20 protein-coding genes and 1 pseudogene are annotated in these 14,656 nt (G+C 60.8%); 20 read left to right on the top strand and 1 reads right to left on the bottom strand.

Going from position 1 to position 14,656, the window contains the following annotated elements; all coding sequences use genetic code 11:
- The first annotated feature begins 95 nt into the window (after positions 1-95).
- The 16 genes and pseudogenes from nusG to ASD64_RS20725 form a co-directional block, all read left to right on the top strand.
- A complete protein-coding gene (gene nusG, locus ASD64_RS15895) occupies positions 96-602 on the top strand; it encodes a transcription termination/antitermination protein NusG (protein ID WP_162249082.1) in 507 nt (168 codons plus the stop codon).
- Between the two features lie 118 nt (positions 603-720).
- Complete coding sequence (locus tag ASD64_RS15890; RefSeq protein WP_056106781.1) at positions 721-1,032, top strand: HNH endonuclease; 312 nt, start codon at positions 721-723, stop codon at positions 1,030-1,032.
- Positions 1,033-1,118: 86 nt separating this feature from the next.
- Entirely contained in the window at positions 1,119-1,601 is a 483-nt protein-coding gene (locus tag ASD64_RS15885; RefSeq protein WP_056106779.1) for a hypothetical protein, read from the top strand.
- On the top strand, positions 1,588-3,288 hold the full coding sequence (locus ASD64_RS15880; protein WP_056106778.1) for a terminase TerL endonuclease subunit: 1,701 nt from the start codon (positions 1,588-1,590) through the stop codon (positions 3,286-3,288). Before ASD64_RS15885 ends, ASD64_RS15880 begins: the two co-directional genes overlap by 14 nt.
- A gap of 10 nt (positions 3,289-3,298) precedes the next feature.
- A complete protein-coding gene (locus tag ASD64_RS15875; protein WP_056106776.1) occupies positions 3,299-4,576 on the top strand; it encodes a phage portal protein in 1,278 nt (425 codons plus the stop codon).
- Complete coding sequence (locus ASD64_RS15870; RefSeq protein WP_056107125.1) at positions 4,554-5,405, top strand: head maturation protease, ClpP-related; 852 nt, start codon at positions 4,554-4,556, stop codon at positions 5,403-5,405. The genes ASD64_RS15875 and ASD64_RS15870 overlap by 23 nt, the downstream gene beginning before the upstream one ends.
- A gap of 14 nt (positions 5,406-5,419) precedes the next feature.
- Positions 5,420-6,697: a phage major capsid protein gene (locus ASD64_RS15865; RefSeq protein WP_200957840.1), complete on the top strand. Its 1,278-nt coding sequence runs from the start codon at positions 5,420-5,422 to the stop codon at positions 6,695-6,697.
- Positions 6,698-6,763: 66 nt separating this feature from the next.
- Entirely contained in the window at positions 6,764-7,153 is a 390-nt protein-coding gene (locus ASD64_RS15860) for a hypothetical protein (RefSeq protein ID WP_056106773.1), read from the top strand.
- A 51-nt stretch (positions 7,154-7,204) separates the two neighbouring features.
- On the top strand, positions 7,205-7,834 hold the full coding sequence (locus tag ASD64_RS15855; RefSeq protein WP_056106771.1) for a head-tail connector protein: 630 nt from the start codon (positions 7,205-7,207) through the stop codon (positions 7,832-7,834).
- Positions 7,834-8,190 (top strand): phage head closure protein, encoded by a 357-nt coding sequence (locus ASD64_RS15850; RefSeq protein ID WP_056106769.1) that lies wholly within the window; start codon positions 7,834-7,836, stop codon positions 8,188-8,190. Before ASD64_RS15855 ends, ASD64_RS15850 begins: the two co-directional genes overlap by 1 nt.
- Positions 8,190-8,405 carry a hypothetical protein gene (locus tag ASD64_RS15845; RefSeq protein ID WP_056106767.1) on the top strand — a complete coding sequence of 72 codons (216 nt, stop codon included), beginning with the start codon at positions 8,190-8,192 and terminating at the stop codon, positions 8,403-8,405. Before ASD64_RS15850 ends, ASD64_RS15845 begins: the two co-directional genes overlap by 1 nt.
- On the top strand, positions 8,405-8,896 hold the full coding sequence (locus ASD64_RS15840) for an HK97-gp10 family putative phage morphogenesis protein (protein ID WP_056106765.1): 492 nt from the start codon (positions 8,405-8,407) through the stop codon (positions 8,894-8,896). The genes ASD64_RS15845 and ASD64_RS15840 overlap by 1 nt, the downstream gene beginning before the upstream one ends.
- Positions 8,897-9,307, top strand: a complete 411-nt coding sequence (locus ASD64_RS15835) for a DUF3168 domain-containing protein (protein WP_056106763.1) — start codon at positions 8,897-8,899, stop codon at positions 9,305-9,307.
- Between the two features lie 24 nt (positions 9,308-9,331).
- Positions 9,332-10,027 (top strand): phage tail tube protein, encoded by a 696-nt coding sequence (locus ASD64_RS21750; RefSeq protein WP_082550014.1) that lies wholly within the window; start codon positions 9,332-9,334, stop codon positions 10,025-10,027.
- A complete protein-coding gene (locus tag ASD64_RS15825; RefSeq protein ID WP_056106762.1) occupies positions 10,027-10,371 on the top strand; it encodes a hypothetical protein in 345 nt (114 codons plus the stop codon). Before ASD64_RS21750 ends, ASD64_RS15825 begins: the two co-directional genes overlap by 1 nt.
- A gap of 20 nt (positions 10,372-10,391) precedes the next feature.
- Positions 10,392-10,568 (top strand): annotated as a pseudogene (locus tag ASD64_RS20725) (phage tail assembly chaperone); the annotation flags it as partial.
- Positions 10,569-10,576: 8 nt separating this feature from the next.
- Here ASD64_RS20725 and ASD64_RS15820 read toward each other — a convergent pair.
- Positions 10,577-10,837, bottom strand: coding sequence for a hypothetical protein (locus tag ASD64_RS15820; protein ID WP_056106760.1), 261 nt, complete (start codon positions 10,835-10,837; stop codon positions 10,577-10,579).
- 20 nt (positions 10,838-10,857) lie between these two features.
- On the opposite strand from ASD64_RS15820, the gene ASD64_RS15815 reads away from it, so the two are divergent.
- The 4 genes from ASD64_RS15815 (at position 10,858) to ASD64_RS15800 (ending at position 14,649) form a co-directional block, all read left to right on the top strand.
- Positions 10,858-13,020, top strand: a complete 2,163-nt coding sequence (locus ASD64_RS15815) for a phage tail length tape measure family protein (protein WP_056106758.1) — start codon at positions 10,858-10,860, stop codon at positions 13,018-13,020.
- A gap of 69 nt (positions 13,021-13,089) precedes the next feature.
- Positions 13,090-13,650: a hypothetical protein gene (locus ASD64_RS15810; RefSeq protein WP_244480813.1), complete on the top strand. Its 561-nt coding sequence runs from the start codon at positions 13,090-13,092 to the stop codon at positions 13,648-13,650.
- Entirely contained in the window at positions 13,647-14,228 is a 582-nt protein-coding gene (locus tag ASD64_RS15805) for a DUF2163 domain-containing protein (RefSeq protein ID WP_056106754.1), read from the top strand. The genes ASD64_RS15810 and ASD64_RS15805 overlap by 4 nt, the downstream gene beginning before the upstream one ends.
- 13 nt (positions 14,229-14,241) lie before the next feature.
- Positions 14,242-14,649 carry a DUF6950 family protein gene (locus ASD64_RS15800; RefSeq protein ID WP_056106752.1) on the top strand — a complete coding sequence of 136 codons (408 nt, stop codon included), beginning with the start codon at positions 14,242-14,244 and terminating at the stop codon, positions 14,647-14,649.
- Positions 14,650-14,656 lie beyond the last annotated feature (7 nt).

Raw genomic sequence — 14,656 nt, 5'->3', positions numbered from 1 at the left:
TCAGCGAGCGCGAGGCAGCGGCCCTCCTGAGGGCGCGCCGTAAGGCCGAATTGGTGCAATGGCTGCGAAGGGAAGCGGCCTCATGCGACGGCGTCATGGCCTGGTATGTGGCGCGCACTCGCTGGCGTGCTGATTCGGTCGCGGTCGATCTGCGCGATGCCGGAATCGATGCGGTCTGCCCGATCGAGCGACGGTGGAAGAGGTATCCGCGCTCGAACCGCCGCTATTCTGTGGAAATTCCGTTGCTCGGAAATCATGTGTTCGTGCGGCTGCTGAAGGCTGAAAGCGCATGGGTCGGCGTGATGTCATTCGAGGGTATAGACTGCCTGCTCGGGACGGGCGAAACGCCGGTGCCGGTCACCGATAAGGAGATGGCTAAGGTCTTCGCATTGCTTACGATTTCGCCTGACGACAAGGTTGAGCGCGCGACTGGTCTGGCGATAGGTGACACGGTGCTGCATCCGGTCGGATTGATGGCTGACTTGCGTGCTACGGTCGTTGAGATCGACGCTGAGAAACGGGAGGCGCTGATCTCCACGATGCTGTTCGGGCGCGAGATTGCCACGCGATGCGGTATTGACGATCTCGAAAAGCTGGCATAGCGATTCACACCATCGAACTGCCCGGAGACAGGCTGCACCGCTGAGAGCGCCCTCCACCTCTGATCCGTGACAAGGCAAGAGCCAGCCGCCCGGATCGCAGTGCGGAAGCATACCCACAATGAACGAACAGCAGCGGTCGCAGCAGCGCGACGCAACACAGCCTTGGCGTGCCTGGTACAAGACCAGCCGATGGCAGAAGCTCAGATGGTCCGTGTTGGTGCGTGACCTGTTCACCTGTCAGATGGCAGGATGCGGACGGATCGAACCGAACACATCGCTGCTGGTCGCTGACCACAAGCAGCCGCACCGTGGCAACGAACAGCTGTTCTGGGATGAGGCCAACTTGCAGTGCATCTGCAAGGCCTGCCACGACAGGTTGAAGCAGCGCGAAGAGCGCGACAGCATGCAGACGCGCGGCGTCTGGCACTGACCCATCCGCCCTGACGGGGGGGGTCGAAAGTCTGCAACCCCTTCGGGCCTAGACCTGCGTCCCCCTCATGTGGAGATTTTTTTTCAGTGGAACCGAATTTTGACCTGTTCGGTCATCCGGTTCGGGATGGCTTGGGGAAACGGGGACGGCCGTCATATGAGCCAACCGACAAGGATCGCAACAAAATCAAACTGTTGCTGGCGCTCGGCTGGGCGAACCAGCGTATCGCCAACGGCGTCGGCATCTCGTCGGCGACCTTGAAGCGGTATTTTAGAGCCGAGCTCAAGGTGCGGGATTCAATGCGCGACAGGTTGGAAGCGCGGCGCTTCGAGATAGCCATGGAGCAGGCGAACGCCGGCAACGTGACAGCGCTGAGGGAACTCGGCGCCATGATCGAGAAAAACGACCGCATGGAGATCGAGCGCACCATGGGATCGACGTCGCGCGGCGATGAAAGGGCCTCCGAACGGCCTGGCAAGAAGGCGATCGACGAGTTGCGCGCCGCTGCTGCCGACGAGGACCTGACGGCAGAGCTGGAGAAGGAAGCGGCGCAGAATGCAACGCACTGAAGCCTTGCCGCGCTTCGCGTGCCCCAACTGGTGGGAGCGCATCCAGGCCGGCCAGATGCCAATGGCCGACGTGCCGGTGAACGCGGAGAAGGCGGCCAAAGCCGTCGCATTCTTCAACCGGCTGCGCCTGCCAGACGTTCCCGGTACGCCGGCACTCGAGGAAGCTTGCGGCGACTGGTTCCGTGAGATTCTTTGCGCATTCCTCGCCAGTGAGGATCCAGTCACAAAGCAGCGCCTGGTGTGGGAGCTGCTTTGCATGGTGCCGAAGAAAAACTCGAAGACGACCTACGTTGCCGCGCTGGGCCTGACGGCGCTGTTCATGGAGGACGCTCCAAACCGGCAGATGCTGATCGTCGCGCCCAGCCAGAACATCTCGGAACGGTGTTTCGACCAGGCGCAAGGCATGATCCGGCTCGACGAACGGCTGAAGTCGATCTTTCTCGTGCAGGACCACCTGAAATCCATCACGCGCCGCAAGACCGGCACCCAGTTGGACGTCAAGAGTTTCGACACCTCGATCGTTACCGGCGAAATTCCGGTCCTGACCATCATCGACGAGGTCCACGAGCTTGGGAAGAAGGCCAAGGCGGCGGCTGTCATGCAACAGATTCGCGGCGGCGGAATCACCAAACAGGGCGGCCAGGTGCTGATGATCACGACGCAGTCGGATGAAGCGCCGGCCGGCATCTGGCGGACGGAGCTGATCAAGGCCCGCAAGATCAGAGACGGACAGGGTGGCGCCTCGCCGATCATGCTGCCGGTTCTCTACGAATTCCCGCAGGACCTGCAGAAAGACCAGGACTTCTGGCGCGACCAGAGCAGGTGGCCGATGCTGCTTCCGAATATCGGCCGCTCGATCGACGAGGCGCGACTGGTCGCCGATTACGAAAACAATGGCCGGGCCACAGCGCAGGCCGAACAGATTTGGGCCAGCCAGCATCTCAACATCGAGATTGGTATCGGCATCGGCGACGACGCATGGCGGGGCGCCGACTTCTGGGACCTGCGCGCCGACAAGTCGTTGACGCTGGAATCTCTGATCGAGCGTTCGGAGGTCGCGGTGGTGGGCGCCGATGGCGGCGGCCTCGATGATCTGTTCGGCGTTTGCGTCATCGGCCGGGAGAAGATCACCCGGCGCTGGCTCGTCTGGTGTCATGCATTCGCGCACCCGAAGGTGCTGGAAATCCGCAAGGAGATCGCGCCGCGGCTGCTGGACTTCCAGAAAGAGGAAGCCCTGACCCTCTGCGAAGTGTCCGAATACGTCGAACGGATCGCGAAGATTGCCGCCCAGGTGCGGGATGCTGGCCTGTTGCCGGAAAAGAATGCGGTCGGCTTCGACCCCAACAACATTGCCGCCTTCGTCGATGCACTTGCCCTGCAGCAGATCGACGGACTGATGCTGCATCGCCTTCGTCAGGGTCCGGCGCTATCGCCTGCGTTGTGGGGGCTGGAGCACAAGCTGAGCGACAACACGATCAGCCATGACGGATCCGCGATGATGTCCTGGTCGGTCGGCAACGTGAAGATCGAGGTCAAGGGCAATGGCAACATGGCCACGAAACAAGCCGCCGGCCGTGCCAAGATCGATCCGGTCATTGCCATGCTGTGTGCGGCAATCCTGATGAGCTGGAATCCGGAAGCAAGCGGCAATTCCATCTATCGCGAACGCGGCCTGCTCGTCGCCTGAAGGATATCGAATGAGCCTTTGGACACGCATATTCGGTGGCGGAACGCTGCCCACCTCGCACCCACGCGCGTCCTTTCAGGATGTTGGCGGCGGCGTAGTCGTCAACACGCCGCAGCAGCTTGAGGAAGCCTTGCGGGCCGGCAGCTTGACAGCATCAGGCGCGACTGTGACGCCCTATTCTGCGATGCGCGTGGCGGCGGTCTATGCCTGTGTCCGGATCAGGTCAGGCGTCGTTGCCAACATGCCGCTCCATATCAAAAAGCGGGTCGATGCCCGCACACGTGAGGATGCATCGGATCATCCTTTGTGGTCGATCTTCCGCCGCCGGCCGAATAGCTGGCAAACGCCATCGCAGTTCAAACGCATGCTAACCGCCCATCTGCTTTTGCGCGGCAATGCCTACGCGATGATCGTGCGATCTCGTGGCCTGGTCAAAGCTTTGATCCCGCTTCACCCGGATCGCGTCGAGTGCAGGCAGAATGACGATCTGACGCTGACCTACATCTACACGCGAAAGAAGGGAGGGCGCGTCGAGCTCAAACAGGATGAAGTTTTCCATCTCGTTGGCCTGACGCTCGATGGCGTGCACGGCGTTTCCGTTATCACATATGCCCGCGAAACCATCGGCCTTTCATTGGCGATGGAAAACCATGGCGCGACGGTGTTCAAAAACGGTGCGCGCGTATCGAGCGTGCTTTCGCACCCGGGCAAGCTTGGGAAAGAAGGATTGGAATTCCTCAGGGCCAGCCTCGACGCTTACAGGGCAGGTGGCGAGAGCGAAGGGAAAGCGCTGATCCTCGAAGAGGATATGAAAGTCGAAAAGCTGGCGATGACGGCCGAGGATGCGCAGTGGATCGAGGGCCGCAAGTTCTCTCGCTCGGACATTGCGATGTTCTTTGGTGTCCCGCCGCACATGATCGGCGACACGGAGAAGTCAACTAGCTGGGGGACTGGCATCGATTCCCAAACGCAGGGCTTCGTGACCTTCAGTGCCGAAGACGATCTCACCACGTGGGAAGAAACGATCAACCGTGATCTTGTTGCCGACAATGACAACGATATTTACGCACGGTTCAACCGCTCCTCTCTGGTGAAGGGTGACATCAAGGTTCGCTGGGAAGCGCACGTGAAAGCGCTCCAATGGGGTGTCATGAGCCCGAACGAAGTCCGGGCCTTGGAAGACCTCAACCCGCGCGACGCGGGCGACATTTTCTATCCGCCACCGAACACGGCCGGCAAATCCGAACCAGAGAAAGGTGATGGCGATGAGCCTGCGCAAGCTGCCTGAGGCAAAGACGTTTCAGCGTCCGCAGAATTTCCAGTGGGATGCGCCGTCTGACGTGCTGGCGAAGTGGGCCGAAACGCCGCTCGCCGCCGGCGAAAGCGACGACGGCACCATCACCATGTTCGATGTGATCGGTGAGGACTGGTGGACTGGCGGTGGCGTCACCGCCAAGCGCATTTCGGCGGCGTTGCGGTCGATCGGCAACAAGGACGTGACGGTCAAGATCAATTCGCCCGGCGGCGACATGTTCGAAGGCATCGCGATCTACAACCTATTGCGCAGCCATCCGGCCAAGGTGACCGTCGAGGTGCTGGGCTGGGCGGCCTCAGCGGCTTCAATCATTGCCATGGCCGGCGATGAAATCCGCATGGGCCTCGGCTCATTCATGATGATCCACAATGCATGGGGCGTAGTGATCGGCAATCGGCATGACATGCGCGCCAGCGCCGATCTGTTCGACGGCTTCGACAGCGCCATTGTCGATATCTACGAAGCGCGAACCGGCATGAAGCGTACCGAGATCGAAACACTCATGGATGCCGAAACCTTCATGGGGCCGTCCGAGGCCGTGAAGAACGGTTTCGCCGATGTCGTTGACGACGGCATCGAGGCGAACACCGCCGATGCGAAGAATATGGATCGCGGGCTTATGGCCCGCCGACAGACGGAAGCCGCGCTGGCAAAGGCCGGCTTCTCCCGAGACAAGCGCTCCGAACTCCTGATGGAGATGGGCGTTTCAGCGGCCCAGCGTGATGCAAGCCGCAAACCAGCCGCGCGCGATGCAGGCTTCGAGGCTGCCGCAAGGCAGTTCATTTCCATCCTGAAATCCTGACAAGGAGAACGACAATGCAGCATGTCATGCTGAATGCCCGCGCTCGCGGGCTTGTCGCCGTGCGCGCCGATGCTGGCACCCCGACGGCGATCCTCAACGAACTGAAGCAGACGTTCGAAGCCTTCAAGGTAGAGAACGACAAGGCTCTTGCCGACCTGAAGAAGGGGCAAGAAGATGTGGTGCAGACCGAAAAGGTCGACCGCATCAACGCCACGATCACCGAACTCCAGAAGGCGATCGACGAAACCAACGTCGCGCTCGCTGCAGTCAAGGTTGGCGGTGCTGGCAACGTGGAAGACCCCGACAAGGCGGAACACGCGCAGGCGTTCAACCGTTTCTTCCGTCGCGGCGTCGATGCTGGTCTGCGTGACCTCGAGGTCAAGGCCAAACTGACGACGCAGTCGGACCCTGACGGCGGCTATCTGGTGCCGGAAGAAATGGAGGCGGGCATTGACCGCGTTCTTGGCACGGTTTCCACGATCCGCTCGCTGGCTCGCACGATGTCCATCTCGACCAACACCTACAAGAAGCTGGTCAACATGGGCGGCGCGACGTCGGGTTGGGTCGGCGAGGAAGATGCACGTTCCGGCACTGCAACGCCAACGCTGCGCGAGATCGCCATCAATACCGGCGAAATCTACGCCATGCCGGGCGCCACGCAAACCTCGCTCGACGATGCGCGCATCGATCTGGCGGCATGGCTGGCCGACGAGGTGTCGATCGAGTTCGCCGAGCAGGAAGGGGCTGCCTTCGCCAATGGCGACGGCATCAACAAGCCGCGCGGCATTCTTGCCTATGACAAGGTGGCAAACGCCTCCTATGCATGGGGCAAGATCGGCTTCGTTGCTTCCGGCAAGGCGGACGGCTTCCTTGCCGCCACGGCCACCGTCAGCCCTGCCGATGCGCTGCTCGACCTCTACTATGCGCTGAAGTCTGGCTACCGGAACGGTGCGTCATGGCTGATGTCGGATGCGTCCATGAACACGGTTCGCAAGTTCAAGGATGCGGAAGGCGCATACATTTGGGCGCCGCCTTCGGGCGCTGCCGAAGTGGCTACCATCCTCGGCAAGCCGGTTCACAACGACGACAACATGCCTGCCGTTGGTGCGAACGCGTTCCCGGTCGCCTTCGGTGATTTCAGCCGGTCTTACCTGATCGTGGATCGCATCGGCATCCGCGTCCTGCGCGACCCGTTCACCTCCAAGCCGAACGTGTTGTTCTACACGACCAAGCGTGTCGGTGGCGGCATGGTGAACTTCGAAGCCATGAAGCTCCTGAAGATCAGCACCTGATCCGTCTGACGGGCGGCTTCGGTCGGCCGTCATCTCGCCATCCCCATTCATCGAAAGGACAGTCCAATGAAGGACACCTATTCCTCTTTCGGTCTTGTGGCTGCGCTTTTGCCGCAGGTCCTGGCCGCAACCGATACCGGCGCAACGCCGATCGATCTTCAGGGCTTCAATTCGGCCCTGGTCATCATCAATACCGGTGCGGTTGCCGGTGCCGGCGACTACACCGCCAAGCTCCAGCATTCCGACACCACGACCGGCGGCGATTTTGTCGACGTGACGGCGGCTGACCTTCTGGGTTCGTTTCCGGCCACGCTGGAGCAGAACAGCGTCTACAAGGTCGGCTACAAGGGCTCGAAGCGCTATCTCCGCACTGTAGTGACGAAAAACAGCGGCACATCGATTGCCGCTGGCATCGTCATCGCGCGCGGCCATCCCTACGACGCGCCCGTCGCCTGACCCTGACAGGGGCGGCGTCCGCGCCGCTCCATCCTCCTTTTCGAGGTTTCCATGCTCGCACCCGTCCGCACCGTAGCGCCGGCCACAACGCCCGTCTCGCTTGTCGAGGCCAAGGCGCATCTGCGCGTCGATCATGAGGATGACGATACGCTGATCGAGGGTTTTATCGCGGCTGCCACGGATCACCTTGACGGCTGGACGGGCATTCTCGGGCGCTGCTTGGTCGAGCAAGAATGGCGGCAGGATTTCGATGCATTCGCGCGGGGCCTCTGCCTGCCGCTCGGCTCGGTGATCAGCGTCACGACGGTTACGTGGCGAAATACGGCCGGCCAGGTCAGCACGGTGGAAGGCATTTGGTACTCTCTGCAAATTGATGCCGGCGGCCGCTACTTTGTCCGCTTCCGCGACGACTACGCGTTCCCGGGAGATTTATACGAACGTGGGGCTGTGTCGGTGGCGTATAAGGCTGGCTATGCGACCGTGCCCGAAGTTCCCGCCAATGGCGACGATCCTGCTATCCCTGCCAAATCGACAGTCCCGGCCGCGCTCAAAGTGGCGATCTTGCTCCTTGTCGGCAATTGGTACGCCAATCGCGAAACCATGGTTGTCGGCGCGACGGTTGAAAGCCTGCCGTTCGCGGTTGACGCGCTGATCGCGCCATTCCGAAGGGTGGGTGTCTGATGGCCAAGCAACTCGGTGCCGGCGATCTCTATTACCGTGTCGATTGCCAGAAGGAGGTGCCCGGCACCGACGAACTCGGCAATCCGGTTCCCGGTGCTGGCGGATGGGTCACGCAAGTCTCGGTTCGCGCCGCCTATCGTCACCTGCGTGGCGGCGAAGATGTCATGGCTGGCCGCCTACAGGGCCAGCATACTCAGATCATCACAGTGCGTGCATCGTCGCAGACGCGGCAGATCACGGCGGGATGGCGACTGATCGACGCCCGCGACGGTACGGTGTTCAACGTGCGCGACGTAACGGCCGAAACAGATCGCCAGTGGGTTTCATTGCTGTGCGAGCGCGGAGTGGCAGCCTGATGGTAAAAGAACGCGGCGGTTTCGTTACGGTGCATCTGACCGTTCGGATTGCATGGTGGGTTGCACCCTACACGCTGGCGGTCAAAGCGTTTCTCTGGTCTGTTGCGCCGTTTTTCGATGAGGATGACGACAGACTTGATACGTTTATCACCCGGCAGGCCGAATTCGTCAGCAACCATGGCGTGCGCTTCTACTGCAACGGAAAGCGCGTCTGATGGCCATCAAGGCGAAGATGCTCGGTCGTGGGGCGGTGATGCGCAAGCTGAACCAGCTTGTGCCGGAAGCGGAAAAACAGCTTGCCGAGGCGCAGCTTGAGGCGGCGAAGGAACTGGCCGGCGATATTGCCGCCCGCGCTCCCGTCGAAACCGGGGAATACAAGGCGAGCATTGAGGGCGCACGTCTGGCAGACAGGCCGGCGAGCAATGCCGTCGTCGGTGGCAGCGCGACCAAAGACAAGAACGCGACCGGCGTGTTCGCAGCCTGGTACTGGCGTTTCGTCGAATTTGGGACCAGCCCGCACAAGATCAAAGCCAAGCCGGGGAAGATGCTGCATCTGCACGGCAACGTCTTTGCAAGCGAGGTCGATCATCCCGGCGCGAGGGCACAACCGCATATTTTCCCGACGTTCCGCGCCGCTCGCCCCCGCATCCGCCGTAAGATGGCAAACGCGGTCAACAAGGCCACTCGCAAGGTTATGGGCAAATAGATGGCCGCACCGTCGAGAGAATTGGTCCTGTGCGCCCGCGACAGGCTGCTGAAGGCTGCGAACGTCACGGCACTGGTCGCGGATCGCATCTGGTATCGCGCACCGGAAAATCAGACGTTTCCGAACATTGCCGGCTTCGACACTTTCGGCATTCGGGACGATGCAACATGCATCACAGGCGAGGAAATCACGCTCAACGTCCATGTCTGGACGCGCGATGGGATGGACCCGCTACAGGACGCCCGCAGCATCGCCTACGAGGTCGGGCGCGCCCTGCATGGCTACCCTCTGCCACTGCCTAGCAACCAACTTGTGACACTCGATCATCGCGGCGAGCGGGTGTTTTACGACCAGGATGGTTTGACCGGCCATGCTGTCGTCGAGTTTCGCGCGGTCGTTCAGTCCAACTAATCTCCCTCACGAAAGGAAACTGCCATGCCCCAGGAATTGGGACGCCTTCTGCTGATCAAAATCGGGGACGCTGCTTCGCCCGAGGTCTTCGACAATCTGTGCGGTATCAAGACCCGCAGTTTCAATCTGTCGGCCAACGAAGTCGATACGACGATCCCTGACTGCAACAACCCGGGCGGAGCGGTCCAGAAAACCGGTGAGCCAGGCATTGTGACCCGCACATTCAACGGCTCAGGAGCGTTCGTAAGCGGTGCTACGCAGGCGATCCTCATGGGCCACGTTCGCGGCGGCACCAAATTCAACGCCAAGGTCATTGTTCCTGGCGAAGGCGCTTATGCCGGCTCATGGATGGTGTCGGATTTTGAGTTCAGCGGCGAAATGGAAGGGAACATGGAGTTCTCGGCCACATTCACGGCTGCGGGCGCGCTGACCTTCACCGCCGAAGCGGTTACGCCGGTCAATTCGCTCTTGCCGTCCATCGCCGGCATCGCTCAGGAAGGTGTCGAACTCAAAGCCTTCCCCGGTGTCTGGAGTGGCAATCCTGTCTTCACGTTCCAGTGGAAGAAGGACGGGACCAACATTTCCGGGGCCACGACCGACGCCTACACGCCCGTCACCGGCGATATCGGCTCGACCATCACGGTTGCTGTTACAGCCACGAACTCGACCGGCAGCGCTTCGGCAACTTCGGGCGGTACGGCTGACGTGGTGGCCGCGTAATGAGCAACCTTCCTGTAAACGGAGCGCGGGGCGAAGTCGCCCTGCGCGTTGGCGGCGTCGATCTGGTCATTGCGGCTGAGATGGGCAGGCTAGCGGCGGTGTCAACGGCGCTGGAATGCAAGTCCCTGTCTGATCTGTTTACCCGGCTCTCTGCCGTCGAGCCGGCGGCGGTGATGGCCGCGCTCCCTCTTCTGACGATCAACGGGGACGCTGCCAAAGCCGTGGGAGCGCTGAAGCTCAAAGACTTTGCGGCCTGCGCGACCGCCTTCAATAAGGCCTTGGCGCATCACTTCCAGGCCGACGAGGGAAACGTGGAAGCCGCCGAAAACGGGGCGGCGAACTAGAAAAGCCGTTTCCTTGGGATGACTGGATGAAGGGTGCTTTCGGCGCCCTTCAATGGAAGCCTAAGGCCTTCTGGCGCTCGACGCTCACTGAATATGTGACGGCTATTGCGGCGTTCAACATGATGCACGGCGGCGAAAAGAAGCCGGAAGCGCCGACCGACGATGAGATGGCGGGACTGCTGGCGAAGTATGGGTAAAATCGCCGTCAGTTCACGCCATGTCGATCTAGGCACTGTTGATACAGCGCCTTCAGATTTTCGGTTGACTGGGATGGAAAGCGCGTTTTGCAGTCGGCAATGAGAGCGTCTTCTGCGGATTTCAATTCCGCTTCCATTTCGGCCCTCGCCCGCTGATCGGCAAGGGCTTGTGCGGCCCTCGCGTGCTCAGCCTCGCGATACTCTCCGAAAAAATAGTACCCGACCGCCGCCAGCACGGCGATGCACGTCGCTGCAATCAATACCTTCATTCTAGCCCCACGGTGCCCTGATGGCTTCTGACGAAGAACAGCTAGTTCTATCGATCTCTGCCGATACGCGTCAAATCATGAACGCGATTAAGCGACTGGAGAAGTCTGTCGGCGCATCTGCCGGGTCGATTGAGAAGTCGTTTTCCGGCATCGGCAAGGGCATCGACAAATCGATCAACACGACTGTCCAGAAGCGCATCAACGAGATTACAGGCGTTGGTGTGCAGGCGACGAAGGAATGGACAGGTGCGCTGGCCGATCAAGGCGCTGAACTTCAGCGGATGCGGTCCAAGTTTAACCCGATCTTCGGTGTCGTGTCTCGCTACAAGGCCAGCGTGACGGAAATCCAGACGGCGCATCGTCTCGGGGCCATTTCCGCTGACGAGATGACCAATGCCATCCAACGCGAGCGGCAGGCCACGCTCTCCAGCATCGCGGCGCTGAAGCAGCGCAACGCGGCGCTTGCTGATCGTCCGAATATGGGCGGCGGCAGCTTCAACACGGCCAACATCGCTGCGCAGTTCCAGGACATTGGGGTCACCGCCGCAATGGGTATGTCGCCGCTACAAATCGCGTTGCAGCAAGGCACGCAGCTTTCTGCCGTGTTCGAGCAGATGAAGGCGAGCGGCCAAGGTGCGGGCGCGGGTTTGCTGGCAGCGTTTCGCAGCGTCATCAGCCCCATGTCGCTTGTCACAATCGGCGTTGTCGGCCTGACTGCGGCAGCGATCCAGTATTTCTCGACATTTATGGAGGGATCGGAGGACAGCGAAGAAACGCTAAAGGCTCAGGCCGACCTTATTCAGCAGGTAGCGCAGAAATGGGGTGATGCGCTCCCGTCGATCAAAGCTTATGCGGATGAGCAGGAGCGAATAGCGCAAAAGAAGCAGGTCCAAGATGCGACCGCCGATGTCGTTGCCAAGGCTTGGCAGGATGCCAGAGCGGCAATTGCTGACACGAAGGCGGCTGCCGATGATCTGGTCCAGCAGATCACCAACATGCCAGAGTTTACGAATGCTGCCGTTGATGTGCAGCACGCGTTCGTCGCTCTGTCCGACAAGGTGGCTGACGGGACGGCAAAGACAGAGGATTTGCAGCGGGTAACTGACTCTCTATCAACCCTCTACAATCAGACGACATTCCCGATTGTGAAGGATCTGGCAGACCAGTTCGCCGACTTGGCAGATCAGATACTGAAAGCCGATCACGCTGCGACGTTGGCAAAAGCCGACGCCGCATTGAAGGACCTTAAGGCCAATCTGTCTCCACTCGGCACCGTGGGGCCTGTATTCAGTTCTGGTGGCAAATTTATCGACGAAGCAGGGCTGCAGGACGTTCGGGCAAACGCCGCGAAGTCGCAATTCCAGATAGAGGCAGAGCGCGCGGCGCGTGCAGCGCGAAAGGGTAGCATTTCCGACGCCGAGAAGCAGAAGAAGGCTATTGATGACGTAATCGCCAGCCTGCAATTCGAACAGGCCCAGCTTGGCCGGACGACGGTTGAGCAACGCGTATACAATGAGTTGAAGCGCGCCGGCGTCGATCTCAACAGCAAGGCTGGGCAGCAGATCGCCAGCATGGTTTCGCAGATTGAGACTGAGCGTGCGGCCATCGAAGCAAATACCAAGGCCCGAGAGGCACAGGCTGCGGCAATCACCAATCTATTCGAGATGGGCGCTGACGCTCTTGTCTCGATGGTAGATGGCTCCACCAAAGCCGAAGACGCGATAAAACGCCTTGCAGTCCAACTTGCCCTTGCTGCGGCTCAGGCTGCATTGCTCGGGACTGGGCCATTGGCGGGTCTTTTCGGTGGTTCCTTCGGTATGTTCCCCGGAGGGTTCGGCTTTGCGGATGCCGGTGGATTTGCCGCGATGCTTGGCCTACCCGGTCGCGCCTCTGGCGGCCCAGTCAGGGCGGGTCAGCCCTATATCGTCGGTGAGAAGCGCCCGGAACTGTTTATCCCGGACGCGAACGGCACGATTGTCCCCCGTGTCCCTAGCGTGCGCTCGCCGGCAAACCAGAACGGAGGTGGCATCAGTGTCACCTACGCTCCGACTATTGACGCGCGCGGTGCGGATGCGGGTGCTGTAGCTCGACTGGAACGCAGCCTTCAACAGGACAAGGCCACGTTCAAAGGCCGTGTTGTTGAAGCTGTGGCCGACGCGCGCCGCCACAATATCAACGTATAGCGGGGCGCAATGGCCATCACCTTCCCACGCGAATTGCCTTCTGGCATTCGGTTCCGCCACGCTCGCTTCATGCTTGAAGACAACGTGGCGGCGTCACCATCCAACGGCATGGTGAACTACACGCAATTTGCCGATCCGGTGTGGCGCATCGACTTTACGACCGTGCCGCTGCGCGAAAGCGAGTTTCCGATCATCGACGCGTGGTGGAAGTCGCTGCGCGGCGGCCTGAAAGCGGCGCTGGTGACGCAGAACGTGACGTGCCGGCCACTTGCCCATGCGGCAACGGCAGACGCCGCCCCTGCGCAGGATACGGGTGTCCTGGACAGCATAACCAACGGCAACGTGCTGGCGGTCAGTAGCGTCGACGCCGGCCTGGTGCTTGCTCCCGGCGACCTGATCGGACTGGAGAAAACAGGCAAGCGCTCGCTAGGCCGTATCACCGAGGTTTCCGGCACTGGCACCAGCCGCACAATCACAATTGAGCCGCCGCCGCGCAGCTACACCGATGCCGGGTCGGCGGTGCGGTTTGAAAAGCCCATGCTCGTCATGCGCCCGATCCCGAAAAGCTGGAATGTCACGGACGGCCCGCTCCCGGTTGTGTCGTTTTCATTGGTGGAGACGCCCGCTTGATTACTTTCGACAGCGATGTCCTCGACCTGCTGGACGAGGGCCGTACGAATGTGCGCGGCCTGATCAGGTTCGACTTCGGGACCGGCACCTACGGCTTCGTCAAGGCTCTATCGCCGTTTGATTATGCCGGAGTGACCTATCAGCCGGGCGGCATCATTCAGGTGTCGGACCTGTCCGGCGCGAGCGGGCTTTCGGCACAGCAATTCACGATCACGCTGGCGGCCTCGCCCGATGATGGCCTGACACCCGCCGTCCTCCAGACCATCGAGGCCGAAGACTACCGCGACAGGCCCGTCACCATCCTTGATGCGCATTTCCACCCCGACACCGGGGCGCTCATCACCGTGCAGCCGATGCGGCGCGGCTATGTCGATGTGATCGACCATGAGGACGATCCAGAAGGCGGCTACAAGCTCGTAGCCCAATGCGAGACTCGGGCGCTGGATTACACACGCATGAACGGTCGCAAGCGCTCCGACACCGACCAGCAACGCCGCTCTACCGGCGACAAGTGGTTTGAACACGCATCGAAACGCGGACGCGAGGAAGTGTTCTGGGGCAAGGTGAAGGCGAAATGACCGGGGCGCAGACATGACCCGCGTTGTCGATTGGGAGCGCAGGTTGAAAGCCGCAATCCAGAAGCATCAAGGCTTGCCGTCTCAATATGGCGTATCCGATTGCTATCTGATCGCAGACGATGCCGTTGAGGCGGTGACCGGCAAGACGATGTTCGGATTGGCGGCGCGGCGCTACAGTACTCCGGTTGGTGCGGCCAAGCAGTTACGTAAACGCGGCTTTGAGACGGTTGAAGACGCGTTTGCGGCTCGTTTTGCTGCCATACCGCCTACACTGGCGCAGCGCGGCGACATTGGCGTGATCGAGCGCAATGGTGAGATTTGCGGCGGCGTGTTTACCGCAATTGGATTCGCCATTCGAGACGACAAGCGCGTGCTGTTCCTGCCCGTCTCCGCGGTCAAAGCGGCCTTCCGGGTCGAGTAGCGCTCAA

It is taken from the genome of Mesorhizobium sp. Root157, from assembly GCF_001427385.1.
In the GTDB taxonomy this organism is placed as follows: Bacteria; Pseudomonadota; Alphaproteobacteria; order Rhizobiales; family Rhizobiaceae; genus Mesorhizobium.
The sequence above is the reverse complement of the archived record's forward strand: the minus strand, read 5'-3'. Positions and strand labels throughout refer to the sequence as shown.